This window comes from Salinicoccus sediminis (assembly GCF_000986795.1).
Taxonomy (GTDB): domain Bacteria; phylum Bacillota; class Bacilli; order Staphylococcales; family Salinicoccaceae; genus Salinicoccus; species Salinicoccus sediminis.
Genome location: NZ_LAYZ01000002.1, coordinates 133,479 through 159,632, shown reverse-complemented (window position 1 = coordinate 159,632; position 26,154 = coordinate 133,479). Strand labels below are relative to the sequence as shown.

22 protein-coding genes and 3 pseudogenes are annotated in these 26,154 nt (G+C 48.1%); 10 read left to right on the top strand and 15 right to left on the bottom strand.

The features are described from left to right. Positions 1-7: 7 nt before the first annotated feature. The 3 genes and pseudogenes from WN59_RS04600 (at position 8) to WN59_RS13400 (ending at position 2,641) form a co-directional block, all read left to right on the top strand. The gene (locus tag WN59_RS04600; protein ID WP_046513371.1) at positions 8-943 is read left to right on the top strand and encodes a cation diffusion facilitator family transporter; all 936 of its coding nucleotides are present in this window, start codon (positions 8-10) and stop codon (positions 941-943) included. A gap of 425 nt (positions 944-1,368) precedes the next feature. Next, positions 1,369-1,722, top strand: a pseudogene (locus tag WN59_RS04595) (carboxymuconolactone decarboxylase family protein); the annotation flags it as partial. 298 nt (positions 1,723-2,020) lie between these two features. Further along, a pseudogene (locus tag WN59_RS13400) lies at positions 2,021-2,641 on the top strand (recombinase family protein). Positions 2,642-2,817: 176 nt separating this feature from the next. Here WN59_RS13400 and WN59_RS04585 read toward each other — a convergent pair. From WN59_RS04585 to WN59_RS04565, 5 genes are all read right to left on the bottom strand, one after another. Further along, complete coding sequence (locus WN59_RS04585) at positions 2,818-5,811, bottom strand: type I restriction endonuclease subunit R (RefSeq protein ID WP_046513368.1); 2,994 nt, start codon at positions 5,809-5,811, stop codon at positions 2,818-2,820. Continuing rightward, positions 5,808-7,181, bottom strand: coding sequence for a restriction endonuclease subunit S (locus WN59_RS04580; RefSeq protein WP_046513364.1), 1,374 nt, complete (start codon positions 7,179-7,181; stop codon positions 5,808-5,810). Before WN59_RS04580 ends, WN59_RS04585 begins: the two co-directional genes overlap by 4 nt. Then, on the bottom strand, positions 7,178-9,190 hold the full coding sequence (locus WN59_RS04575; protein WP_046513361.1) for a type I restriction-modification system subunit M: 2,013 nt from the start codon (positions 9,188-9,190) through the stop codon (positions 7,178-7,180). The genes WN59_RS04580 and WN59_RS04575 overlap by 4 nt, the downstream gene beginning before the upstream one ends. Positions 9,191-9,522: 332 nt before the next feature. Next, a complete protein-coding gene (locus tag WN59_RS04570) occupies positions 9,523-10,740 on the bottom strand; it encodes an MFS transporter (RefSeq protein WP_052747268.1) in 1,218 nt (405 codons plus the stop codon). Between the two features lie 14 nt (positions 10,741-10,754). Further along, positions 10,755-11,162, bottom strand: coding sequence for a MarR family winged helix-turn-helix transcriptional regulator (locus WN59_RS04565; protein WP_046513358.1), 408 nt, complete (start codon positions 11,160-11,162; stop codon positions 10,755-10,757). 208 nt (positions 11,163-11,370) lie between these two features. On the opposite strand from WN59_RS04565, the gene WN59_RS04560 reads away from it, so the two are divergent. Next, complete coding sequence (locus WN59_RS04560) at positions 11,371-12,141, top strand: class I SAM-dependent methyltransferase (protein ID WP_046513355.1); 771 nt, start codon at positions 11,371-11,373, stop codon at positions 12,139-12,141. Positions 12,142-12,209: 68 nt separating this feature from the next. Here WN59_RS04560 and WN59_RS04555 read toward each other — a convergent pair whose 3' ends face one another. Continuing rightward, positions 12,210-13,175 carry a LacI family DNA-binding transcriptional regulator gene (locus WN59_RS04555; RefSeq protein ID WP_046513352.1) on the bottom strand — a complete coding sequence of 322 codons (966 nt, stop codon included), beginning with the start codon at positions 13,173-13,175 and terminating at the stop codon, positions 12,210-12,212. 111 nt (positions 13,176-13,286) lie between these two features. On the opposite strand from WN59_RS04555, the gene eda reads away from it, so the two are divergent. Beyond that, entirely contained in the window at positions 13,287-13,928 is a 642-nt protein-coding gene (gene eda, locus WN59_RS04550) for a bifunctional 4-hydroxy-2-oxoglutarate aldolase/2-dehydro-3-deoxy-phosphogluconate aldolase (RefSeq protein ID WP_046513349.1), read from the top strand. Continuing rightward, on the top strand, positions 13,928-14,938 hold the full coding sequence (locus tag WN59_RS04545) for a sugar kinase (protein WP_052747266.1): 1,011 nt from the start codon (positions 13,928-13,930) through the stop codon (positions 14,936-14,938). The genes eda and WN59_RS04545 overlap by 1 nt, the downstream gene beginning before the upstream one ends. Before the next feature lie 42 nt (positions 14,939-14,980). Here the strand turns inward: WN59_RS04545 and WN59_RS04540 are convergent, their stop codons facing one another. After that, positions 14,981-15,823: an SDR family oxidoreductase gene (locus WN59_RS04540; protein WP_046513343.1), complete on the bottom strand. Its 843-nt coding sequence runs from the start codon at positions 15,821-15,823 to the stop codon at positions 14,981-14,983. Between the two features lie 97 nt (positions 15,824-15,920). Between WN59_RS04540 and WN59_RS04535 the strand changes: the two genes are divergently transcribed. After that, complete coding sequence (locus tag WN59_RS04535; protein ID WP_046513340.1) at positions 15,921-17,090, top strand: ROK family transcriptional regulator; 1,170 nt, start codon at positions 15,921-15,923, stop codon at positions 17,088-17,090. A 667-nt stretch (positions 17,091-17,757) separates the two neighbouring features. Here the strand turns inward: WN59_RS04535 and uxuA are convergent. The 4 genes and pseudogenes from uxuA to dctP form a co-directional block, all read right to left on the bottom strand. After that, the gene (gene uxuA / locus WN59_RS04530) at positions 17,758-18,789 is read right to left on the bottom strand and encodes a mannonate dehydratase (protein WP_046513338.1); all 1,032 of its coding nucleotides are present in this window, start codon (positions 18,787-18,789) and stop codon (positions 17,758-17,760) included. A gap of 18 nt (positions 18,790-18,807) precedes the next feature. After that, complete coding sequence (uxaC, locus tag WN59_RS04525; protein ID WP_046513335.1) at positions 18,808-20,205, bottom strand: glucuronate isomerase; 1,398 nt, start codon at positions 20,203-20,205, stop codon at positions 18,808-18,810. A gap of 27 nt (positions 20,206-20,232) precedes the next feature. Further along, a pseudogene (locus WN59_RS13280) lies at positions 20,233-20,532 on the bottom strand (TRAP transporter large permease subunit); the annotation flags it as partial. Beyond that, entirely contained in the window at positions 20,529-20,954 is a 426-nt protein-coding gene (dctP, locus tag WN59_RS04520; RefSeq protein WP_231577135.1) for a TRAP transporter substrate-binding protein DctP, read from the bottom strand. The gene dctP and the pseudogene WN59_RS13280, both read right to left, overlap by 4 nt. 87 nt (positions 20,955-21,041) lie before the next feature. On the opposite strand from dctP, the gene WN59_RS13695 reads away from it, so the two are divergent. The 3 genes from WN59_RS13695 to WN59_RS04510 are packed head-to-tail and all read left to right on the top strand — an operon-like array spanning position 21,042 to position 22,640. After that, complete coding sequence (locus WN59_RS13695) at positions 21,042-21,287, top strand: hypothetical protein (protein WP_046513333.1); 246 nt, start codon at positions 21,042-21,044, stop codon at positions 21,285-21,287. A 1-nt stretch (position 21,288) separates the two neighbouring features. Next, complete coding sequence (locus WN59_RS13600) at positions 21,289-21,441, top strand: hypothetical protein (RefSeq protein ID WP_156172391.1); 153 nt, start codon at positions 21,289-21,291, stop codon at positions 21,439-21,441. Further along, positions 21,438-22,640 (top strand): thiolase family protein, encoded by a 1,203-nt coding sequence (locus WN59_RS04510; RefSeq protein WP_046513328.1) that lies wholly within the window; start codon positions 21,438-21,440, stop codon positions 22,638-22,640. Before WN59_RS13600 ends, WN59_RS04510 begins: the two co-directional genes overlap by 4 nt. A gap of 55 nt (positions 22,641-22,695) precedes the next feature. Here the strand turns inward: WN59_RS04510 and WN59_RS04505 are convergent, their stop codons facing one another. The 4 genes from WN59_RS04505 to WN59_RS13595 all read right to left on the bottom strand — a co-directional run bounded on the left by WN59_RS04505 (position 22,696) and on the right by WN59_RS13595 (position 26,035). Continuing rightward, the gene (locus tag WN59_RS04505) at positions 22,696-23,895 is read right to left on the bottom strand and encodes an MFS transporter (protein WP_046513325.1); all 1,200 of its coding nucleotides are present in this window, start codon (positions 23,893-23,895) and stop codon (positions 22,696-22,698) included. A gap of 117 nt (positions 23,896-24,012) precedes the next feature. Continuing rightward, positions 24,013-24,879, bottom strand: a complete 867-nt coding sequence (locus tag WN59_RS13500) for a glycoside hydrolase family 3 C-terminal domain-containing protein (RefSeq protein ID WP_156172390.1) — start codon at positions 24,877-24,879, stop codon at positions 24,013-24,015. Beyond that, entirely contained in the window at positions 24,825-25,862 is a 1,038-nt protein-coding gene (locus tag WN59_RS13495; protein ID WP_052747261.1) for a glycoside hydrolase family 3 protein, read from the bottom strand. The genes WN59_RS13500 and WN59_RS13495 overlap by 55 nt, the downstream gene beginning before the upstream one ends. Beyond that, positions 25,859-26,035, bottom strand: coding sequence for a hypothetical protein (locus WN59_RS13595; protein ID WP_156172389.1), 177 nt, complete (start codon positions 26,033-26,035; stop codon positions 25,859-25,861). The genes WN59_RS13495 and WN59_RS13595 overlap by 4 nt, the downstream gene beginning before the upstream one ends. Positions 26,036-26,154 lie beyond the last annotated feature (119 nt).

Below are 26,154 nucleotides of genomic sequence, written 5' to 3'. Positions count from 1 at the left end.
TAATCGGATGGGTCAGGAACATGACCATACACATGGTGCAAACAAAAAAATACTTTTGATTAGTTTTATCATCATCACAACATATATGGTTATTGAAGCCATAGGTGGTTTTTTAACCAACAGTCTCGCCTTACTAGCTGACGCGGGCCATATGTTAAGTGATTCAATTTCGCTAGGTGTTGGGTTGTTGGCTTTTATACTTGGAGAAAAAGCTGCCGATTATAGTAAAACATATGGATATAAACGGTTTGAAATTCTGGCAGCAGTATTTAACGGAGTTACTCTGGTACTGATTGCCATTTACATTTTTTACGAGGCATACCAACGGTTTACGGACCCACCTGAAGTGGCATCTACTGGTATGTTGATCATCGCTACTATCGGATTACTGGTAAATATCCTTGTAGCATGGCTCCTCATGCGCGGCGGGGATACGAAGGAAAACTTGAACATACGGGCAGCATTTTTACATGTGGTCGGCGATCTGCTTGGTTCAGTGGGTGCCATTATTGCAGCTCTGATGATCATCTTCTTCAACTGGGGTTGGGCAGATCCGTTGGCAAGTGTGATTGTCGCAGTGCTTGTATTAATAAGTGGGTGGCGTGTGACAAAAGAGTCCATTCATGTATTGATGGAAGGCACACCCAAAAATGTTGAAATCGATGCAGTGATTAGAACCATAGAGCGCATTCCTGGTGTTAATAACATGCATGACTTACATGTATGGAGTATTACAAGTGGTCAAAATGCACTTTCGTGCCACGTAGTAGTGGATGGAACCATTTCTATTCAGGAAAGCCAGGAAATGTTGAGAACAATTGAACAAAAGTTGGAAGACGAGAATATTGGCCATGCAACTATTCAGATGGAAAGTGAAAATCATCCTCATAAAGATTCTGTAATGTGCAAGGATGGCAATACGGAGCATGATCATGAACATTAAATGATAGAATATACTACGTTGTAAAAAAGCTGCCATAAATATAAGAGGCCACTGAAAACCTTAAGATTTTCAGTGGCCTCGTTTTGTTTTCACAATTGATATAAGTGTCATAAAAATAGTCAATCTCTTTATTGAACTCGTTAGTAATAGCGCATCATCCTCCATATTCTTAAATGGTTATATTAAATTTTACCATATAGTTGTTTTATACTAACTTTAAGGTCAATCAGTTTTACTAAATGCATCCTGCTCATTATCATTATTAGATTTCTAACTAAATTATACTATATGTGAGAAATCTCACAGTTAGGAAGGTGCTGTATCAATACGAGTTCACTGTTTCACAGCAGACTGAGCGTATATTGAGCATTTCTTGGTAAGTTATTACGCTCGAACTTAAGTGATCTTACTTTAATACGCATAATGAGGTAAGCCCTAAAGCGTACGCAACCGTAGTTAGAATGGACAGAGTAGTTTCAGGATCACGTATCGAAGGTGCCTTGCAAAAACTTATCAAAATTAGAGCTTCACAGATTAATGGATGTGCGTATTGCATCGATATTAATACTAAAGATGCTCGCAAAAAAGGGGAGAGCGAGCAAAGAATTTATGCTCTAAATGCCTGGAGAGAATCTAACTTCTTTACCGACAATGAAAAATCAGTCCTTGCATTGACAGAAGCAGTAACATTGATAAGTAACGAACAGGTACCAGATTCTATATACAATCAAGTACAGCAGTATTTCGACGAGGAAGAAATTGCACAACTTATTATGTAGATCATAGCAATTAATGCCTTCAATAGAATTGCCATCTCAACTCTCTTGATGCTGGAGACAGAAGAATAGTTTTCGCAAATAAGAACTATACATTTGTTGTTCAATAAACGACCGTTTATTGGAAGAATGAAAAATAGTTGATTTCATTGTATATTGCAGGTCCAAGAACCCGGATAATTATCTTTGTACAATAATTTAAAAACGTATTGAGTTTTTGTACTACATACAAAGCTTGTGAATGCAAATTAAAGGATAGAATATATATAAGCCCCCACTAAGAGAAATATAAGGAGGAAAAATCAGGAGCAAAATTGGTTATGCCAGGGTCAGTACAAGAGATCAGAACCTAAATAGTCAAATTGACGTCTTAAATAGACATGGTTGTAATCGAATATTTTCCGAAAAGGTAAGTGGAAGGAGATATAAAAGAACAGAACTGGATAAATGTCTCGACTATCTACGTGAATGAGACACTTTAGTCATAAATAAATTAGACCGGCTGGAACGTACAACGAAACAATTAATAGAACTAGTCCAACACCTTGAGGAACATGAAATAGGTTTAGAAATTATAGACATGAATATTATTACCAACGATGCAATGGGAAGATGTTTTTACCATGATGAATGCTTTTGTAGAACTTGAAGCAAATCTATTGAGTGAAAGAACGAAAAAAGGGATAGAATCTGCAAGAGCTAGAGGAAGATTATGGGAAAACCAAAAATAACTCAAGAGAAAATTATTGTGATTATGTCTCTTTATGAGAGTAAAGAATATACTATCAATAACATTATTAAAATGACTGGGGTATCAAGGGAACAATATATAATATGGTTAATAGACAGAAATCTGAGGCAAATAAATAAACATGATGATAATACCTTTGATAATCACCTTCACTATAATGATTTCCATTAAAATTCTCTCTTTTCTTTATTAATTGATATTATGCTAGAAAACAAAATTAAAAAACCAGCTCTACCTTCGGAAAAGATAAGCTGGATTTTTACACTGTCTATAAAAGTATCTCTTGAAATATCTACAATTCATCTTCAAAAATGATGCATATAATTTTCATCCGCATTTGAAACCCGTCACTCTGTCTTCCTCAAATCCCTGTATACTTCATCAATCACATCTTCCATCAAGTACTCTCTAAAGTCCGAATCCTCGAATATTCTCATGAAGAAGCTCTCATTACTTGTCATCCGGCTGAGGACAAAATCCGTGAAACTATCTCTGACACTTAACTTGAAGTTCTCCTTCGTATTGTTTTGCGCTTTTAATACCAGTTTTTCATCGGCTTTCATATCTTCGATGATTTGATCTCTCGACAGTTTATCAGCTTCTGTGAAGTCTGTTCCAAAACGGTCATTGATGCGGTCGATAATCGAAGACAGGCGTTCTTTTTCTTCTTCGACTCGACTGGCACCGCCATGCTGTGTCGGATACAGATGCTCTCCCCCGGTGCTATCCAGGGGTATGGTGCCTTCAAATGCTTTCTCATTACGATAATATTCCAATGCCACTTCATCAGAGATATAAACCGGGTCCACTGGTTTTTTTGGCAGCTTTTTCAACAATGAACTGAGGTAAATGAACCGTTTGTGCAGATCCAGATCTGAGAATGGACCAATCTGCAGGATAAATGCATACGTCCGCACAAATTTTACAGCTGCGGACTTAAACTGTTCCTGCGCTTCATCATCCAATTCCTGCTTATACCGTTCCACTCCGGGGTCCAGCGCAGCATTTAATCTGCCTTGGAAACGGGCATTTTTTGCAGACTGCTCACTATACTCCAAGTTTGCGACAGTCTCCACTTCTTCATCCGTATACACCTGCATCGCATCCAGTTCACTCTGCAAATCATAGAGAAGGTTCGGCTCGGTCGCTTCCCCAAGTCCGGTCACTTCGTAATAGGTTTGGAAGGCAGCTTGAATGGTTTCAGGATCATTTACAAAGTCCAGCACGAACGTATCGTCTTTCCCGCGACATGTCCGATTTAGGCGGGAGAGGGTCTGGACGGCCTTAATCCCGTCCAGAGGCTTGTCGACATACATTGTATGCAGCAATGGCTCATCGAAACCGGTCTGATACTTTTCAGCCACAATCAGCACCTGGTAATCATCCGAATGAAACTTATCCGGCAGTTCATTTTCACTGATCTCATTCATACCTGCTTCTGTATATTGTTCCCCAGAGTCCTCCACGGTGCCCGAGAATGCCACAAGGGTCTGGAGATCGGTGTATCTTTTTGCCTTTAAATACTTATCAAAAGCCAGTTTATACCGCACAGCATGGAGCCGACTGCTGGTGACGACCATCGACTTGGCGCGGCCATTAATCTTATGGCGGGTGACGTTTCTAAAATGCTCCACCATGATCTCTGCCTTTTGGGCAATATTGTGTGGATGAAGGGAAACGAAACGTGCAATCTGCTTGCTCGCTTTGCCTTTGGCCACCTCCGGGTCATCTGTGATGCTCTTTTCGATTTTATAGAATGTTTCATACGTCACGTAATTTTGCAGCACATCATGAATGAAGCCCTCTTCGATGGCCTGACGCATGGAATAGAGGTGAAACGGTTCGAACGTGCCATCCTGTTGTTGAGTGCCAAATCGTTCCACAGTCTTTGGCTTCGGTGTCGCTGTGAACGCAAAGAAGGAGATGTTCGACTGGTTACCACTCTTCGCGATGGCTTCAAGCATCCGTTCTTCTGCATCTGTTGCCGTTTCTTCCTCCAGTGCGCTTTGTTCATAGGCTTCTTCCAATGTTTTATTCGACAGCAGCGCCGTCATGGCAGAAGACGCTTTCCCGCCCTGGGAGCTGTGGGCTTCATCTATGATGATGCCATAAGTGCCCCGGTTGAACTCCCCGACTTTATCCAGGATAAATGGAAACTTCTGGAGTGTTGTTACAATGATTTTCGTTTTGTTGCGGATCGCTTTGGCCAGTTGTTCCGAATTCTCATCAATCTTCTCCACCATGCCCGCTTTGTGCTCCAATTGGTAAATTGCATTCTGGAGCTGTTTGTCGAGCACCCGCCTGTCCGTGATGACGATGATGCTGTCGAAGACCGGATTGTCTTCTGCATCATGGGTTTTTGCCAACCGGTGGGATAACCATGAAATGCTGTTGGTTTTTCCACTGCCTGCAGAGTGTTGGATTAAATAGTTTCTCCCGGCATGGTGTGTTTTTACGTCCGCCTCTATCTGACGCACGGCATCCAGTTGATGATATCTCGGGAATATGACCACTTCTTTTTCGTCAATGATGTCCCCGTTGCTGTCCCGGATGCTCTTTTTTTCGACATATAAGAATCGGAAAAGGATATCGAGGAGGCTGTCCGGCTGCAGTACTTCCTGCCAGAGGTAAGCAGTACGATAGTTATCTTCCACAGGCGGGTTCCCTTTCCCGCCATTGTTGCCTCTATTGAAAGGAAGAAAGAATGTACTATTTTTGTTGAGCTGGGTCGTCATATATACTTCATCGGTATCCACGGCAAAGAACACAACAGCACGTTTCTTGAACTGGAACAGTAGTTCTTTCGGATCCCGATCTTTCTTGAACTGTCTCATGGAATGCTCCACGGTTTGGTTGGTCAGCTGGTTTTTCAGCTCCATCACAATCAGTGGCAGCCCATTTAAGGAAATCATCATATCGATGGAGTTCTGATTGGAGGCACTATAATACACCTGACGACTCACAGTGAAAATATTATTCTCGTAGTTTTCAACGAGTGTCTGGTTCATCTCCGTCGGTGGTTTGTTATAGGCGAGTTTGAGTGTGGCCCCGTAATCTTTGATACCATGGCGCAGACAATCAATCATGCCCCGGCGCTTCAGCTCTTTGTCGAGACGCTCCATGATCTTGGATTGATACTCATCTTTGTAGACCTTCTGTAACTGTGCCAGAGCCTTTGGTTGTGTGGCTTCCAAAAATGTGAAAAGCACTTCCTGATCGACGGCCCACTTTTGGAACTTGGCAAGTGCAGGCCCCTTCAGTGTACGTTGGTGAAAGCCGGATGCTATTAACTCTCGTTCTATATTTTCTTCAAAACCTGTTTCACTTTTGTCGATACTCACGACGACGATACCTCCTCCTGCTCTGTTTCTTTCAGCATCTCCTGAACATCAATCTTGCCTGTGACAGCTTCGTAGATAAGAGATTGGCGGTATTCTTTGAGTTTGTTGATTTGCGTATTTACTATATTGACAGTAATATCGTAAGCTTTTGTTTTGTGATTCAAGTATCCAGTTATTTTGTTCTGTTCTTGTTTAGGAGGCAAAATAATATTAAAGTTCTTAAGTTGCTCTTGGGAAACCATGGGAACAGCTGTAGATGTAGTAAGCAATGTAACTAGGTTTGTAATATAGTTGCTGTTTAAATACCAATATAAGTGCTTAGTATTTTCAATATATTCTTTAATTATTAAAAGGCTTGGGTTTATGGTTATATTCTCTACTTTATCTTCTATAATACAGAAGCGCCCAACACTTCCTCTTTGTACAAATATTAAATCATTGGTTTGTACCATAATTTCGGGTGATTCATAATATTTTTCCCAACTAATGAAAGATTTCTGGGATAAGTCTAGTTGATTCAATTTATTGATATTTGAGGCCCCTAATGTTATAGCTCCTTTTCCTACATCAACGAGATCTTCTGTTGTATATCCTCTATAGCCAATTCTTCCTCTTATCTCACCTTTGCTTTTGAGTTTAACCACTTCCCAATGCTCCGGAATCTCCCCAATCCATTCCACACCGGAGTCTTTCATTTGAACGTCCGGATCAAGTCCTTTTGTAACGGCTTCTGTAATAATGGCTTGCCGTTTTTCTTCGAGGAGTTGAATCAGTTTTTCTTTGTCTTCGATCAAGGTGTCGATTTCTGAGGTTTTTTGGTTGAGAAAATTCGATATTAATTTTTGCTCACTATAACTCGTGATCGGTATTGAAAAATTACCTAACCCTCCCCTACTAATCCTTTTCATAGTTGTCCCTCTTGACATTATCGCGGCGTTTTCACTATATCCCACTGTATTCATACAATAGGATATATACTGCTTATCATACTTACTATCCGGCCTTAGTATAACTATGTCTACTGCCACAACATACCGTGGTTCGTCATACGGCAATATACATGCTCTACCTATTGGTTCATTTAGTCTAGAAATCGCTAAATCACCCGGGAGGGCCTTCAGACAATTCATAGAATGAAAAGTCTCTTCAGAAATATAATTATTTCCTTGTTTTTTAAATTTACCTGGCCCTATATTGCCTGTTGTTAGATATCTTACCCCAGTTTTTTGTATAACATCACTCTCAATCCAGTCACCATCAATAAATAATGACCCGTTATTACGAGCTAAGTTTTTCACTTTAATTATCTCCCAATGCGCTGGGATTTTACCAATCCAGTTTACACCCGATTCTTTATAGTGCTCCTTCACATCATCACCTTCTTCAATTTCTCCAAAATACTCTCCTCAAGCGCCTGTATTTCTGCTTTGATTTCACTGGAAGAGCGAAGCTCCTGGTACTTGTAGAAGTGTCTGGTGAATGGAATTTCGTAGCCGATTTTCGTTTTGTCTTCATCGATCCATGCATCCGGTACATGCGGCAGGACTTCCCGTTCAAAATAGTCATGAATGTCTTCTTTCAGGGGGACGTTTTCTGTATCACGTAAATCTGGATCTGGTTCCACATCCCCCTTTTTATTTTTCACACAGACATCCGCCGTCTCATCCTTCTCAGAGAGCGCTGCGAGCAGTGCCTTTAGCAAAGGTGCCTTCATATCGATGGCAGCATCTGAAAATGCAGTTTTCAATTTTTCGGTGAATACTTCCCGGTTCTTATAAAGCGTGTCTTCTTTCAGTTGCTGTAATACTTCAATGATAGCGTTTTGCACTTCTTCACCGGCTTCTTGCTCTTTGATGCCGGCGTCCCCTTTTTTCTTGGATTTAGCCAGGTTCTGGAACGCTCTTTGTTCGTAGAGACGCTCAATGCGTGCATCATCTATCTTGAAGTTCAGCTTCAACGGGCGCTCTACAACAATCTTCTGATAACCAAAATCTTCGTTATCAAAAATCTTCACATTGTCCTGCTCTTTGAGTTCACCATATATCCGGATAATCTCGTCGATTTGCTCCTGAGAAATCTCATTACGCTTTGCTCCCAAGCTTTTGCGCATCTTTTCATAGTAATCGACGGCATTAACGAGCTGAACCTTTCCTTTACGCCATTTGGATTTATTATTAGTCAGAATCCAGACATAAGTGGAAATACCAGTGTTGTAGAAAAGGTCATTCGGCATTGCCACAATGCCCTCCACCAGGTCATTTTCAATAACATAGCGTCGTATCTCGCTTTCTCCGCTGCCTGCATCCCCTGTGAATAATGGCGAGCCGTTCATGATGATCGCCATACGGGAACCTTGAGGATTGTCTTCGCTCACCGGCTTCATTTTTGATACCAGGTGCTGCAGGAACAGCAGTTGGCCATCACCAATACGCGGCAATCCGGCCCCGAAACGTCCGTCCATTCCTAAATCTTCATATTCTTCCCTGACGACTTTCTCAGCGGGCTTCCACTCGACGCCATAGGGTGGATTCGAAATCAGGTAATCAAATTTCTGAGTCGGAAAAGCATCTCTCGTTAATGTGTTTCCAAAGCGAATGTTCTGCGCATTCTCTCCTTTGATTAGGGTGTCTGCCTTACACATGGCAAATGATTCCTCGTTGAACTCCTGAGCGAAAAACTGCAATTCTGCAGAGTCATTCATGTCATGCAAGTATTCCTGGGCGATGGACCCCATGCCGCCTGTGCCGGCACATCCATCATAAAGGGTCTGGGTAATGCCGGGCTTGGTCAGAATCTCATCATCCTCATTGAACATGAGTCCCACCATCAACCGAACCACTTCCCTTGGTGTATAGTGATCCCCGGCTTCTGCGTGTTCAGAATAGCGACGAATCAATTCCTCAAAAATGTAGCCCATTTCAAGGTTAGATACCGTATCAGGGTGCAAGTCGACTTCTGCAAAGCGCTTCACTGTCAGATACAAAAGATCATTGCGGTCCATTTTTTCGATTTGCTTATCGAAGTCAAAGTACTCGATGATCTCTCTTGCTGTTTTTGAAAAGCCATTGATGTAATCCCGGAAGTTCTCTGCGATGTTATCCGAATCATTTAATAGCTTATGAAAATCATAATTGCTTGTATTGTTGAAACGCTGTTTTGATTGTCTGTTCAGTATTTCGTCCCGGGATTCTTCAGGCAAATGCTTGAATTGCTGGTAGCTGTCCAATACGTCTGCTTTTGTATCCTCCAGAACATTATCGAACCGGCGCAATACCGCCATCGGTAAGATGACCTTCCCGTAGTCTTCCGGTTTATATGGCCCTCTCAGTATTTCTGCGATGGTCCATAAAAAGTTTACTTTATCCTGAAAATTAACCATTTCTATCTATTCCTTTTTCTATAATATTGTTTATGTATTTTTTACGAAATGCAGGTAATCCAGTTTCATATTCCATCATTTGTCAGAGAACAAAAGAAGGGAATTTACAAACACCGTCCCTTTTAGCTTAACATAGGATTACATCAAGCCGTAAAAGATTATTAAAGCATATATCACCCAATATCCTGATAGACACTTTTGATTCAAACTGCCAAAAAGACAACGCCCTGAATAAAAGTGGTTACATCTTTCCCCACTTACAAAAAGACGTAAAATCTTGTTTGATTTTACGCCTTGGGATGTTTTCATCTGAATATTTCTTTGTACTATCTTCAGTCCACTATATTCTCTTCCACTTTTCCGGTGTCCATGCTTTTATCCCTGCTCTCATGCCTGCCGTACACGAAGTAGAATATCACCATCGCTGCCATGATCGACAATACGAGGAACTGGTACAGTCCGCCGTAGCCGAGTGATGGTACGAGGAAGCCGAGGAAGAATGGGCCGAACCCGAGTCCGACTTCGAGCATTATGAAGTATGTGGATGTTGCGAGTCCGACATTCTCTTTGTCTGCCAGATTGACGGACAGTGTCTGGGCCATGGACTGGAAGTTGCCGAATCCGAGCCCGATGAGTGCGCCTGCGAGCAGCATGACGAAACTGGTTGTGGAGTTGCCGAGGATGTAGAATCCGATGGCCATGAAGATGAATGTCGGATATATGACGATGTTTGCGCCTTTCTGGTCCAATATCCTCCCTGTCACCGGCCGTGTGAGCATGACGACTGCGGAGTAGACCAGGAAGAAGAAGCTGGCTGCTGTGATCAGGTTGACTTCTATGGCGTACAGGTTTAGGAATGACAGTATGGAGGCATACGCCAGTCCCATGAACAGAACGGAGAAGCCCATCGGCAGCGCCTTGCGGTCTATCATTTTGAACCGTCCTGTCTCCGGTTTATAATCCCCGCTGATATTGTTTATCTTGACCAGCGGCGTCATCAGTGCAACGATCAGTACTGCTGCCAGCACGAGGATGAGCATCGTATTGAAGCTCATGATTTCAAATAGCAGGAAGCCGAGGAACGGCCCGACTGCCGAGCCGAGGACAAAACTGAGGCTGAAATAGCTGATGCCCTCCCCTCTCCGGTTCTCGGGCACTGAAATCGTGGCCAGTGTGTTCAGCGACGTGCTGACCACCCCTGTCGCAAACCCGTTCAGGAGACGTGCTGCTATCAGCAGTGCCAGTCCGCCTTCTACGAAATAAAGACCGTAAGTAAGGAAGAAGAGGACTGTGCCGATATACATGATCTTCCTTGCACCGATGCGGTTCACCTGATGGCCGGACACTGCCCTTCCTATGAGCACCCCGACGATGAATATACTTGCCACCAATCCGGCGGTGCTCACACTCGCATCAAAATTCTCTATCGCAAAATTCCCTATTGTCACAATCGATACATACATCGAAAACATTATTATGAAATGATACAGGAACAGGATGACAAATTCCCTCGTCCAAATCCTGTCGCTCAAATATTCTTTGTTCGTCAAACTGAGGACCCTTTCTATATTTTCATTTTTTCAAAGTTGGTGATCATCGTTTCCAGCTGTTCCTGGTCTACATCCTGCAGCACTTCGCGCTGCATTTCGTCCATCTTCTTCCGTACTTCATCATAAAGATCGACCCCGTCTTCTGTCATCGTCAGGTTTTTGACCCGCCGGTCCTCGCCCTGCTCGGATTGTATGAGACCGAGCTCCAGCAGATGCTTGATCACTTTGTTCGCCGTCGGCTTCTCGATCTGCCGCCGCCTGCTGACATCCGCCAGAGTCGTCGTGCCGTGCTTCGCAATATCCTTCAGAATCAGCCACTGGGAGCTGTACAGGTTATATGCAGTCAGAATGCTGTTCGCCCTGTTGATATACGGGCGGTACAGAGCTACATATGCATCAAAGAATTCCTGTTCAATACGCATGGATACACCTCTTTAATTAGTTAGACTAACTAATTTTAAAGCATAGAGTCGATATAGTCAAGATTCAAATTATCTTAAAATATATATATCATAAAAACTTATCATTAATGATATTAATAATAGATTAAACTTATTATTAGATGTATGATACAGTATTTCTGATGAGTATTTTGAATCTTCTATCAAAATGATGAAGGGGATGATATGCATGGATATCAAACAGGATGTTAAAAACCAGTTCGGGCGCAGTGCGGGTCTTTATGTAAGCAGCAAAATACATCGCAGCGGCGGGGATCTTGCAGCACTGATTGAAATGGCACATGCTGAAGAAACGGAATATGCGCTTGACGTCGCCACAGGCGGCGGGCATACGGCGAATGCCCTCGCTCCACTCGTCAAAAAAGTGACAGCGATGGATATCACACCTGAAATGCTTGAGAACGCCGGGAAATTCATTGAGGGCAATGGCCACAGTAATGTAGAGTTTGTCGAAGGCGATGCCGAGAAGATGCCGTTTGAGGATGAATCATTCGACATTGTCACCTGCCGGATTGCACCCCATCACTTCCCGAATATCGGGGACTTCATAAAGGAAGTATACCGTGTACTGAAACCAGGCGGCCGCTTCCTGCTGGATGATAATGTTGCACCTGAAGAGGATGCGTTCGATGATTTCTATAATAAGATCGAAAAAATACGCGACTACAGTCATCACCGGGCCTGGAAGAAGACGGAATGGCTGCGCATGCTTGAACATACCGCCTTCGAGATTGTCGAGATGCACCGCTTCGAAAAACACTTTGACTTTGAAGACTGGTGCACCCGGATGCATTTGATGGATCAGGAGAAGAGAACACTGACCCGCATAATGCTTGAAGCAGATGAAAAAGTGACACAGAAGTTCCGCATCCAGTCAGATGCAGGTAAAATCGAATCGTTTCAGGGAGAGGCTGTACTATTAAGCTCTGTGAAATGGTGATTCAGCATACCATATAAATAAGAGGGGGAGGATATCATCATGATATCCTCCCCCTCTTTTGTTCCTGATCATCTCTCTATGAGTTTCCCTTTATAGCTGTTTACCATTTTGTCAGGTCCTGCTCCACCCTCGATTTTATCCATTAATGCCATATATGCATTTTTGGCGATCTCTTCGACCGGCTGTACAATCGTGGAAATCCGCGGGCGATATACATCTGCCAGCGGGACATCATCTATCGCAATCAGCTGATTTTTTTCAAGATCCAGGTGTACTTCATTCGCGAATTCCAGGAATGCCATAAGTGCGAAGTCATTGGCAAGTATGATGCCATTCGACTTCCCGCCTGCAAACTCTTTTTCTATATGTGAGTAGAGTGCATCGTTCTCCCCTGTGATGACTTTTTGTTCCGGTGCCAGTTCCTTGAACCGGGCCAGGCGTTCGACCCGCGGAGTAATGTCCATTTCATCCGAAGTACCGATATAATAGAAGTTTTCGATCTTTTTATTCTGCAGATATTCAAATGCCATTTCCATCGCATGGTGGTTATCCAGCTTGAAGGATGGTATATCCACATGCTCCATGAACCTGTCGACGAACACCACCGGGAAATTCTGGTTGGCGAGGCTCTTATACAGGGCATCATTCGCAGTGGTCGGCATGATGATCATGCCGTCGACCTGCTTTTCAATCAGGCTGCTGATGTACTTCCCCTCTTTCTCGGGATCATCGTCGGCATTGCATATGATCAGGTTATAGTTGTTTTCATCACAGTAATCTTCGATCTTCCTTGTGAGTGATACGGCAAAATGATGCAGGATGTTCGACACGATGATCCCCACCGTCTTTGTCGATCTGCTCTTTAGATTCCTGGCCATGAAATTGGGACGGTATCCGAGCTCGACCACCGCTTCTTTTATCCTGTTCCTGGTGGCTTCCCCCATATAGTTATACCGCCCGTTGAGATACTGGGAAACGGTGCTGACCGAGACGCCCGAGCGCTCTGCCACATCTTTGATTGTTATCCTTTTCATGTTATAATGCTCCCAAGGGTAAAACGTTTTAGTAAAACGCTCTATTTTTATTTCCAATCTACATTTAACCTAGCATGCAGTCAAGCAAATATCCACTTGGGAGTGAAGATCATGAAGAAATTCGACATTCTGAATAAAATCCGAAAGAACTATCTGATCGCCGTCGTCCGCGGCAAAGGGTTCGACGATACTGTTAAAATGATCGACAGCATTGTAGAAGGCGGCATCAGAAACATTGAAATCACCTACACTACACCGGGGGCGAGCGAACTGATCGAGCATTTCGCCGGACGCGGGGATATCTGCGTCGGCGCCGGGACGGTCATGTCACGGGAAACTGCCGACGAGGCGATCCGCCGCGGGGCACAGTATGTCGTCAGTCCGCATTTTGACGCCGGGGTTTCCGAACTGTGCAACCTGAACCAGATCCCCTATCTGCCGGGATGCGCCACCGCAACTGAAGTTGTCACTGCGATGAAATCCGGTGTCGATGTACTGAAAGTATTCCCGGGCGGCGTGCTTGGCACTTCCTTCATCAAGGATATCAAAGGTCCGATACCGCATGCCAACCTCATGCCATCCGGCGGGGTCGATAAAGACAACATGGCCGAATGGATGGAAAACGGCGCTTTTGCCGTCGGCATCGGCAGTGCACTCGCCAAAGGGTACGACGGGTCCAATCCTGAAGTTGTCAAAGCCAACACAGAGAGTTTCGTCGCTGTCTACGAAGCACAAGTGAAGGGGGAAGAATGATGCGCTTCATCACTTTCGGGGAAATCATGATGCGGCTCAGCACTGAAGCCGCCGATACTTTCAAGACTGCCGGCCATTTCAACATCAATATCGGCGGCAGTGAAATGAACGTCGCAATGAGCCTTGCCGCTTCGGGCGTGGACGTCTCGATGATCACTTCCCTTCCGGACAACGGTTTCGGCAGGCGGACTGTATCCATGCTCAAAAGCAATGACATCGAAACGGAGCACATCAATCTGCAGGGTCAGCGTATGGGGACATATTTCCTTGAAAAGGGATTCAATGTCCGCGGATCTTCTGTCATATACGACCGCAAATATTCCAGCCTTGAACAGTCCACCAGGGCCGACTACGCTTTTGACAAGGCGTTCGAAGGCTATGACTGGTTCCACTTCAGCGGCATCACCCCTGCGCTCAACACTGAAATGCAGGCAGTGCTCATGGATGCGCTGGAAGCCGCAAAGGCGCGCGGCATGAAGATCAGCGCCGACCTGAACTTCCGCGGCAATCTGTGGAGTTTCGAAGAAGCGAGGAAGACGATGACGAAGTTCGTCAAATACTGCGATGTCATCTTCGGCTACGAGCCGCTTGAGCTGATCGAGGACGGCAAAGAGATCAAAGACGGACTCGAACGCAATCCGGATGCTGATACACTCAAGCCGATACTTGAGCGGATCCACAAGGAATACGGCGTGTCGCACATCGCATTCACACAGCGCACAGTGGTCCATTCCAACAGGAATGTCATCAAGGGGATGATCTCAACAGGCGGTGCCATCCACGAGACAGATGCCTACGAAGTCGAAATCCTCGACCGCATCGGTACAGGGGACGCCTTCACGGCAGGCGTTATCCACGGTCTCATGGATGCTGAGATGAGTTACGCAGACACACTGCAGAACGCACTCGGCAACATGCTTTACAAGCATACGATCAGCGGGGATTTCCTGACCGAAGACATCGCCACGATGGGCAGTGTGCTCGATGCAACCAGAGAAGTGAAACGATGAAAAAAACAGCTGTCCGCCTATGCGGACAGCTGTTTTTTTGTTTTACACACCTGAATATGCCGAGAAACCGCCGTCGACAGGGATCGTTATGCCTGTGACGAAGCCGGATGCCTTATGATCGGCGAGGTAGAGCAGCGTGCCGAGGAGCTCCTCCGGTTCACCGAAACGGCCCATCGGTGTGGCACTGATGATCTTATGGCTCCTGTCGGTCAGATTGCCGTCACCGTCGAACAGGAGATCTTTATTCTGCTTGGTGGCAAGGAAGCCCGGTGCGATGCCGTTGACTCTGACGCCTGTTTTGGAAAGATAGACGCTCAGCCACTGGGTGAAGTTCGTCACCGAAGACTTCGCCCCGCTGTATGCCGGGATCTTCGTAAGCGGCGTATAGGCGTTCATGGATGAGATATTGATGACTGTCGCATGCTCTTTTAGCGCCATGTCACGTCCGAAAATCTGGGACGGGATGAGTGTGTCAAGGAAATTGAGCTTGAACACGAAATCGATGCCGTCGGTGTCGAGCTCGAAGAAGTCCTTGACGTTCGAATCGTCGATCTTGTCGGTATCGAGGTATTCGTCGTCAGTCGATGCGGACGGGTTGTTGCCTCCGGCTCCGTTTACGAGAATGTCGCACGTGCCGAATTTTTCACTGATCTCGCTTCTCGCCGCTTCGACAGAAGTCTTATCCGTCACATCACAGCTGATTCCGACCGCTTCGCCGCCGTCCTTCCTGATCTCCTCCGCAACCGCTTCGCAGTTTTCAAGCGTGCGCCCCAGTATCGCCACTTTCGCTCCAGCTCCGGCCAGAGCTTTGCAGAAATGGGAGCCAATCACTCCCCCGCCGCCTGTGACAACCGCCGTCTTTCCTGAAAGATCTGTATTATTCATGTCATTACCTCCTGATAATTTGATATCGAATTGCTGATATTACTATATTTTGTTAGAATCAGTTTAATAAGTAAACCAAGATGAGGGTGGATATTCTATGCTTACCGGTGATGCGAATTATATAAAAACCATGAACCGCCGGCTTGTTCTTGAAGACATCATCCGGAACAAGTCCATTTCCAGAGTCAACATTTCCAAACGGACCGGGCTCAACAAAGCGACCGTCTCCTCGCAGGTGAACGAGCTGATTGAACAATCTCTCGTCATCGAGAAACCGGTGGAGAATTACCAGTCCCCCGGACGCCGCCCGATCAACCTTGAGCTGAACCCAATGAGCACCTATACCATCGGCGTCGACATCGATCGGAATCATATCCGGATCGTCGTCGTCAACCTCAGGGGCATGACCGTCTACAACAACATGCATGATTTCGATATCAGGCGCACCGAGCAGCTGATTGACATCCTGCCCGGCCTTCTGCAGCCGGTCATCAGCCAGTATGATGAAGTGCACAGCCCAAACAGACTCGTGGGCATCGGCATCAGTTTCCACGGGATTGTCAACGAAAGCAAGGAGCTGCTTTATGCCCCGCCGGACCAGATCCATATACAGCCGCTTCTCACAAAACTCGAGGATACTTTCAATGTACCCATCTATGCCGACAACAATGCCAATATGGCCGTCCGCGCCGAACAGGCATTCACCGAGTACCAGCCCAACCTCTATTGTGTGACATTATCCAGCGGTATCGGGCTCGGCATCCTGCTCAACCATGAAATATTCCGCGGATTCACCGGCTATGCGGGTGAAGTGGGACATATGATCATCAGGCAGGACGGCATCCCCTGCCGGTGCGGGAACCACGGCTGTTTCGAACGGTACGCTTCGGATGAAGTTCTTAAACGCTCCCTGTCGGAAAACGATATCGAACTCTACGACTATCCGACTTATGAATCGCTTCAGCAAAACGAGAAGGCGCGCGAAATTTTTGATGACTACATTGCGTTTCTCGCCGTAGGGCTGAACAACATCATCAATATATTCAACCCGAAAAAGCTCGTCATCAACAGCAGCATCTTCACCAAGTACCCTGAGCTTGTGGAGGAAGTCAAGCCGCAGCTGTCATCGTCATTCATAGACTATGATGAGATCGTCATCTCTTCACTCGGCGACCGTTCCAGCGCCCTCGGTGCTGCCATCGTCCCGCTCGCAAGGTTTTTGGATATCAACCACCTGGATCTGAATGAATACCACCATACACATTAATACGGATACCTCCCTGCAGATGCAGAGAGGTATTTTTGTGTGTGGATTGGGCGGGGTGGAGGGCAGGGTCTTATCACCGATCGGGAAACGATGATAAGAGGCACCCTCTGCCTTATTACCGATTCCAAATCGAAAACAAGAGAACGCCTTTGCCTATCATCGATCGGAAAACGATGATAAGAGGCACCCCCTGCCTTATTACCGATTTCAAATCGAAGACAAGAGAACGCCTCCTCCTATCATCGATCGGGGAACGATGATAAGAGACACCCCTGCCTTATTACCGATTTCAAATCGAAGACAAGAGAACGTCTCCTCCTATCATCGATCGGGAAACGATGATAAGAGACACCCCCTGCCTTATTACCGATTACAAATCGAAAACAAGAGAACGTCTTTGCCTATCATCGATCGGAAAACGATGATAAGAGACATCCCCTGCCTTATTACCGATTTCAAATCGAAGACAAGAGAACGTCTTTGCTTATCATCGATCGGGGAACGATGATAAGAGACACCCCTGCCTTATTACCGATTTCAAATCGAAGACAAGAGAACGCCTCCTCCTATCATCGATCGGGAAACGATGATAAGAGACACCCCTGCCTTATTACCGATTTCGAATCGAAGGCAAGAGAACGCCCGCGGGCTTTTATTCGCCATCTGGCTACCTTTTCAAAGTATCCAGTATGCCGTTCAGATAGGTCGCTCCGAGGGCGCGGTCGTACAGTCCGTAGCCGGGGCGGCCGGTTTCTCCCCAGATCATGCGCCCGTGGTCGGGCCGGATCGGGACGTCGACGCCTGATGCAACGAGTTTATCAATAATGCCGACCATATCGAGTGAACCGTCATGGACGGAATGTGATACTTCCTGGAATGAAAGTTCGCCCGTCCACTTCACGTTCCTCGCATGTACGAAGTGGATGCGTCCGGCGGCCGTGTCGATGATTTCGAACAGGTCATTTGCCGGACTGGAGCCGTATGATCCTGTGCAGAACGTGATGCCGTTGTGCACACTCGGCACCGCATCGAACAACTTCCTCAAGGCGGCGGCTCCCGTAATGATGCGCGGCAGACCGAAGATGCTCCATGGCGGATCGTCCGGATGGATGGCCATGAGCACATCCTCCTCTTCGGCAACCGGGATGATGCGCTCGAGGAAGTAGATCAGATTGCAGAACAGCTGATCTTCACTGATTTCCTGGTACGCATCGATGATTTCCTTAAGATCATGGGTCTGATAGGAAAGATCCCACCCCGGCAGTGTGAGCTCACCGCTCAGCGGGTCGATCCCTTTCACTTTCGCCTCATCGTATTTCAATGAATTGGAACCGTCTGCAAGCGGCGCGTCAAGCTCGATGCGTGTCCAGTCGAACACAGGCATGAAGTTGTAGCACACTGTTTTGATGCCCGCTTTCGAAAGGTTACGGATCGTCTCCTTGTAATTCTCGATCAGCTCGTCGCGGCGGCCGCGCCCCATCTTGATATCCTCGTGCACCGGCACGGATTCGATCACATTCAGGCGCATGCCGTGTGCTGCGATCTGGTCCCGCAGCTCAACGATGCGCTCATACGGCCACACTTCCCCGGCCGGTATATCGTATATCGCCGATACGATACCTTTCATCTCTGGAATCTGGCGGATGTTCTCCAGTGTGACCGGATCGTCATTGCCATACCACCTAAAACTCATTTCCATATGATTCTCTCCTCCTGATCAGTTTTCCAAACCAAAGTAATTTTTCGCATTGTTGTAGCATATATCCTCAACATATTCTTTCAATAAAGCCCGGTCATCCGGAATCATGCCGGACTCCGCCCACTGTCCGAGCAGTTCGCAGAGGATTCTCCTGAAATACTCATGGCGTGTGAAACTCAGCATGCTCCTTGAATCCGTCAGCATTCCAATGAATGTTTTGAATGCCCCCGCATTTGCCAACGTCTTCATCTGATCCATCATGCCGTCATAGTTGTCATTGAACCACCAGGCGGTACCGAACTGCACTTTGCCGGGGATATCACCCGACTGGAAGTTTCCGGCCATTGTCGCCATGATGATGTTGTCCCTCGGATTGAGTGTATAGAGCACCGTCTTCGGCAGCTCGTCCGTGCGGTCGATCGCATCCAGGAAACGGCTCAGCGGTTCAGCCACAAGCTTGTCGTTGATGGAATCGAAGCCGCTGTCCGGCCCCGTCCTGTCAAACATCCTCGTATTGTTGTTGCGGAGTGGCCCGATGTGCAGCTGCATCACCCAGCCGCGTGCATGGTACTCTTTCGCAAGGCTTATGAGTGTATGCGTCTTGAACTTGTCCACTTCCGTGCGGCTGACCGCCTCTTCCGAGAGGACCTTGTCGAACACTTCCTCCATTTCATCCTCCGTCGCTTCCTCATAGAACATTTCGTTGATGCCGTGGTCGGATGCCCGGCATCCCATTCCATCGAAGAACTCGATCCGCTTTTTCATGGCCTCCATGAACTTCCCGTAGCTGTCCACTTTGAAGTCCACTGCCGCTTCCAGCCTGCCGAGCCATTCCGCGTAGTCCGGCGCATCTATTGCGATGGCCTTGTCCGGCCTGAACGAAGGTGCGACATGGACATCGAACGTTTCATCTTCCTTGAGCAGCCGATGGTATTCCAGGGAATCTGTCGGATCGTCCGTCGTGCCGAGGAACTTCACCTTTTGTCGAGAAAGGATATTCCGCGGCCTGAGCGCCTCCTCTTTGAGCGCGGCATTCGTCTGTTCATATATCTCATCCGCGGACTCCTGAGACAGGAAGCGCTCGATGCCGAAGAACGTCCTGAGCTCCAACTGCGTCCAGTGGAGCAGCTGGTTGCCGAAGAGCTTCGGCATCGTTTCTGCGAATGCATCGAACTTCGCCTTTTCATCCGCCCCTCCTGTAATACGCTCCTCATCGATGCCCGCAGCCCGCATCGCACGCCATTTGTAGTGGTCGCCGCCGAGCCAGACATCTGTTATGGATTCATAGTTTTCATTGTCGTATATTTCCTTTGGATTTAGATGGTTGTGATAATCGACGATGGGCAAATGCGCCGCCACATCATGGAACAGCCATTTCGCAGTATTTGTCGTAAGCAGGAAATCCTTATCAATCATTCGTATCTCTCCTTCTCATTTATATCCTTACTGGGTCAGGCCGAACAGTTCCGGCAGGAACATGCTGAAGAACGGCGTGAACGTCACGATGACCAGCATGATGAGCAATGCGATGAAGAAAGGTATCAGCATCGGTACAACTTTCTCGATTCTGATATCCGCGACACTCGCACCGACGAAAAGTGCCGAACCGACCGGTGGTGTGATGTTGCCGATACACAGGTTGAACGTCAGGATGATGCCGAAGTGGATCGGGTCGATCCCCATCTCCATCGCGATCGGCAGGAATATCGGCGTGAATATCAGCACGGCCGGCGTAATATCTATGTCAGGCCGACAAACCCGATATCCTTTGAGGACTGGTAGATCGTCTCCGAAATTTCAGGATCGTTCATCTTCTCTTCGAACTCCTCTTCACTGTCGAACATATAAGGGACGCCGAAGATCGAATATTCCGGACGGAAGCTTTCGAGCGCGGCCGCACTCACTTTTGTGATGTCCACGGCACCCGTCTGCGTCAGCTCGATCACTTCCCTCTCATCTCCGAGTTCTCCGTTCGGATAGAGGCTGATGGTAATGTCACCACCCGAACGCTCTTCAACCTCTTCCTTGAACTTTTCAAGGGACGAGTGCACAGGGTGGCTCGTCGGATGGTTATGAGCAAGTGTGAGGTTATGTTTATCATCCTGGCCCGAAGCGCTGTCAGTGCATCCGGCAAGCAGGAGGATGGATACGCTTACAAAAAGCATAAAATATTTTCTCATAAACAAAACTCCTATATTTTATTAATGGTTTAATAGTACAACTAATTATAATATAAATCAATGTGTACCTTGATGAAAATTATTATATTTAGTTTTTCTATTAAACAATTGTCGCATCTCATTTTTTCAGTCTGGCAAAACCCTGCCCTCGCCTGGACGCTCGCCGACGGTGATACGGCTGGTGACATCGAGAAAGCGAAAGAGATGCTCATCAACCGGTGCAAAGAAAGTCATCACCACCGACCATACCGCAAAGGACGGCTCCCCGAAGTTCCTCAAGTAATGCACTTATCCCATTACTTCCACAAGGATGATTGATATGATTATTATGGGCCTCGCACTATTTGAAAGGAAAGGGGATGGTTTTGAATTGATCGAACTGATGGGAGATACCACACTTGAGGAAGTGACGGAGAAGACAGAAGCGGATTACACCATGGCAGAAACGCTGAAAGGGAGGGTCAGACAATGACAGGAGTCGTCATCATAGATGCGGTTCGGACACCGATCGGGCGTTATAAAGGGGCGCTCAAATCCGTGCGTCCGGATGACCTCGGAGCCATCGTCATAAAGGCACTCGTCAACAGGAATCCAGGTGTCGATGTGGATCAGATCGACGAAGTGCTGTTCGGCAACGCGAACGGTGCCGGCGAGGAGAACCGCAATGTCGCCCGCATGTCCGCGCTCATCGCCGGCCTGCCAGAGACGGTCGGCGGCACGACAGTCAACCGCCTGTGCGGCTCGAGCCTCGATACTGTTTCCATGGCCGCCCGCTCGATACTTACCGGTGAGATCGATGTCGCCATCGCGGGCGGCACCGAAAGCATGTCACGCGCGCCTTTTGTCATGCTGAAGCCGGAGAAGGAGTTTCCGCGCGGCAACATGGAAATGGTCGATACGACGATCGGCTGGCGGTTCCCGCATCCCGGGATCGAAAGTGAATACGGGATAGACTCCATGCCGCAGACGGCTGAAAACGTGGCGCAGCGCTACAGCATTTCAAGGGAGGCGCAGGATGAATTCGCCTACCGGAGCCAGCAGCGTGCCAAGGCGGCGGTCGAATCGGGCAAGTTCAGCGGACAGATGATCCCCGTCACGGTAAAAGACCGCAAAGGCAATGAAACGGTCGTTGATAAGGATGAGCACCCGAGACCGGAAACGACTCTTGAAAAGCTCGAATCCCTCCGGACGATATTCCCGCAAGGCACCGTCACAGCCGGCAATGCTTCCGGTGTCAACGACGGCGCCAGCGCCCTCCTCATGATGAGCAGGGAGAAAGCCGACGCACTCGGACTCACGCCGCTCGTGAAATACACCTTCTCGGCGACAGCGGGCGTCGAGCCCGCAGTGATGGGACTCGGCCCGATCGACTCGACGAAGAAACTGCTCCGTAAGACCGGGCGGACGATCGCCGACATCGGACTCGTTGAACTGAACGAGGCATTCGCATCACAATCCCTCGAGTGCATCAACCAGCTCGGACTCGATCCTGACATCGTCAACGTCAACGGCGGTGCCATCAGCTTCGGCCATCCGCTCGGAGCAAGCGGCGCAAGGATCCTCACAGACCTCATCTATGAGATGAAGCGCAGAGGAACTGAAACCGGTCTCGCCACAATGTGCATCGGCGTCGGCCAGGGAATTTCTGTAATGGTGGACAATGTGGAGTGACATCCAATATCGATGATGAAGAGGACGGAGAGTGCAGATGCTCTCCGTCCTCTCTTTAATTAGCCTCAGCTTTTCCCCGCTTCATTTTGATGGCAACCGAGATCAGCAGGAAACAGAGCCCGATGAACACAACGTTCATCACCACGACGCCATTCCAGCCGAAGTCCGCCCAGAAGACGCCGGCTGCCGTCCCGCCGACGCTTGACCCTGTGTAGTAGAAGAAAAGATACAGCGAGGATGCCTGGGCTTTATTGGCCGCGGCATTCTCCCCAACCAGTCCGCTGACGACGGAATGGGAAGCGAAGAACCCGTATGTGAACAGGCTGAGCCCCGCCACCATGACCGCAAGATTCGGTATGAACAGGAGGATGACCCCGATCAGCGTGATGCCGAGTGCGATATAGATGAACATCACCTTGCCGAACTTTGCGACCAGACTGCCTGTAATCATCGAACTGAATATGCCGATGATGAAGATCAGGAAGATCCAGCTGACGATGGACTGGCTGAGTGAATACGGTTCGGCGAGGAAGACGAATGTGACGTAGCTGTATATGGACAGGTTGGCGCCGAGCAGGAGGAAGCCGACAAGGAAGAAGCACACCAGCACGGGATTCTTCATATGGCCGAGCAGCGAGCGGCTGAGCTGCATGAAATTGAAGTCCCGCGCCTCGAAATTCCTCGGCGGCCTGAGACTCCGCCAGAAGATCACCGTGGCGATGATGCTGATGACACCGATGCCGAACATCGCACCGTGCCAGCCGATATAATCCGCCATGACTCCCGAGAAAACACGGCCGAATACCGCACCGAGGGCATTGCCGCTGATGTAGAGCCCCATGGCACCAGCCAGGCTCCGGGGGTGGACCTCTTCACTGATATACGCCATCGCAATCGACGGCACACCGGCCAGCACCACACCCTGCAGGGCGCGAAGGGCGATCAGCACATAGAAATTCGGACTGAAGGCCGTGAGGATACAGAGCAGCGATGCCGCGAGCATGGAGATCACCATGATATTCTTGCGCCCGAGCGATTCAGAAATGGAACCGAAAACGAGCATGCTCACAGCCAGCGCCAGCGTCGTGACCGTCATCGACAGGCTCGACAGCGTCGCGCTGACTCCGAATTCTTCCGTAAATATCGGCATGAGCGGCTGTGCGGTATAAAGGATTGCGAACGTGTTGAACCCTGCGGCAAAAAAGGCGAATGTCGTTTTTCTGAACTGCTGTGTCCCCTGCTCTATGTATTCCATTTCACTCGACTCCAAAATTTTATTTGGTTCAATACTAACACTTTTCGGTACAAAGTTTCTAAACCGCTGCCCGAAGATAAAAATAACCCTTCATTAAGAAGGGTTCAAAAAGCCAGTTCAGTCATAGGAGCGGCCGTATCCGAATCCGTATTCATTGCCGTTTTTATCGCGGTATGCGTATCCCGCCCGCTGGGCATGGCCCGGGATGTCACCCGGACTCCGGTCGAGTGTTTCCCTGTCCGCCGGCAGTGTGAACGGCAGCTTCCCTGACGGATTGTGCCTGCCGCGCAGCACGTCGATGAAAGCCTCGTGTTTCACTCCGAACGTCGCCAGCACCGCTTGTGCATCCGGCTCAATGCCCCCGATCAGCCACGGGTTGGTCATGTTGACGGCAAGGATTGTCGGCACCTTCCCCTCGATCATCCTGACCCGTTCTGTATCGATGCCGGTCGCGTCATCAAGGTCCACCGACAGCGGTTCATCCGGACGGTCCGGTACGGGCATCGGTGAGATGAACAGCAGGGCATGTGTCGCCTCCATCAGATCATCTGCCAGTCCAATTTCCGGATCATGCCTTTTGATCGTTTCCCTCACTTCTTCTGTACTCTTTTTGGCATCCGTTTTCTGAAACACCTCTACATACAGTTTCATGCTTCTGACTTTTTCATCTTCAAGCGGCAGCATACGCTCATCATTGCGCAGCAGCACGACGGATTTGCGGTGTGCCTCATCCGCCTGTTCCTGCGACTTCACATCTTTTGTAATCGCCGGGGCGCGGTCCGCTTCTACATACGGATTTTCAAACAGGCCGAGTTCCATCATTTCCGTAAGCAGGTATGTCACTGACTCATCGAGCCTTTCCTCACTCACATAACCTTCCTGGACCGTCCTGATCAGTGTCGCAGGATCCGCTTCATCGGAGAACATGTTCACACCTGTCCCGAGGGCCTTCGCATACCGCTCTTCCGGTGTAAGTGTCTCCACTCCCCACGCATCATGTTGATGATGCCCGTGTCCGAGTTGATGTAGCCTTTGAAGCCGAGTTCACCACGCAGAATGTCCTGTATGATGACTTTGTTGTAGGCGAAGCCGGTCTCTTCAAACGGGCTGCCGTCCGCGAGCTGCACTGTGCTGTGCGCGTTGCTCGGATAGGAATAATAGGGCATGATCGAAGTGGTCCCGGCATCAATCGCCGCTTTGAACGGCGGTGTATGATAGTCATAGAGGCTGCCCGGTGTCGGATAGGGATTGAAGCTGCCCCACGGATAATGCGGATCATGGCCGCCGTGCCTTGCGCCCCCGCCGGGGAAATGCTTCGTCGTAATGGACACGCTCCCGTCCCCCAGCCTGTCACCCTGGAAGCCGCGCACAATGGCGCTTATCATCCGCGCGGACAGTTCCGGGTCCTCACCGAATGTACCGTTATAGCGCATCCACAGCGGATCCGTGGCGATATCCGCCATATAGCCGTACAGCTTGTGGATGCCCGTGGCACGCCATTCTTTCGCTGCGATCTCCCCGAACTCCTGTACAAGCCCAGCGTCGAAAGTCGCCGCCATGCCGAGCTCGCCCGGCCACAGTGAAAATTCTCCCGAAGCCTCCATCATGCCATGATAGAGATAGCCGATATGGTTCCTGGGATTGGAGATCATGACAGCCGGTATACCCAGCCGCGAACTTTCTGCGAGCTCCTGGAGTTTATTGGTCCAGATTGCCAGATCATGCGATTCCGGATTGTCCCGGATGATGAAATAGCGTAGATTGAGTCCGCTGATTCCTTTAGTGGCGCCCGCTGTATAGAGCAGCGGCCGGGGCAGCTCATAGTTTTTGTCACCCGGTTCTGAGAACGGGTGGGTTCTGAGAACAATATCCGTCTCGTTCAGCAGGCCGCTGTCATCGGTCTCTTTGGACTCCGCCCCGCCCGGTATCTTTTCGGAATACGGCATATACTGGGATGAAACCGTCATGAGCCCGCCTTCTCCTCCAGCGTCATCCTGGATACGAGGTCCCGCACCCGCTCCTCGATCGGCAGTTCCCAGTTTTCATAAGGATCGAGGACGCCGTTGCCGTTCAGATCCCGGAACTCCCTGCCGTTTACAACAATGATTCCCTTCTTTCTTGACTGTACCTGTTTTTCCATCAATATATACACCCCGTTTTATAGTTTATCAGTCCAACTATCATTATATTATCATTCTTTTTATCAGAATTTTCAAATCCGGGATAAACTTTTCTGTTCGTGGGGAAAACGGTGCAGTG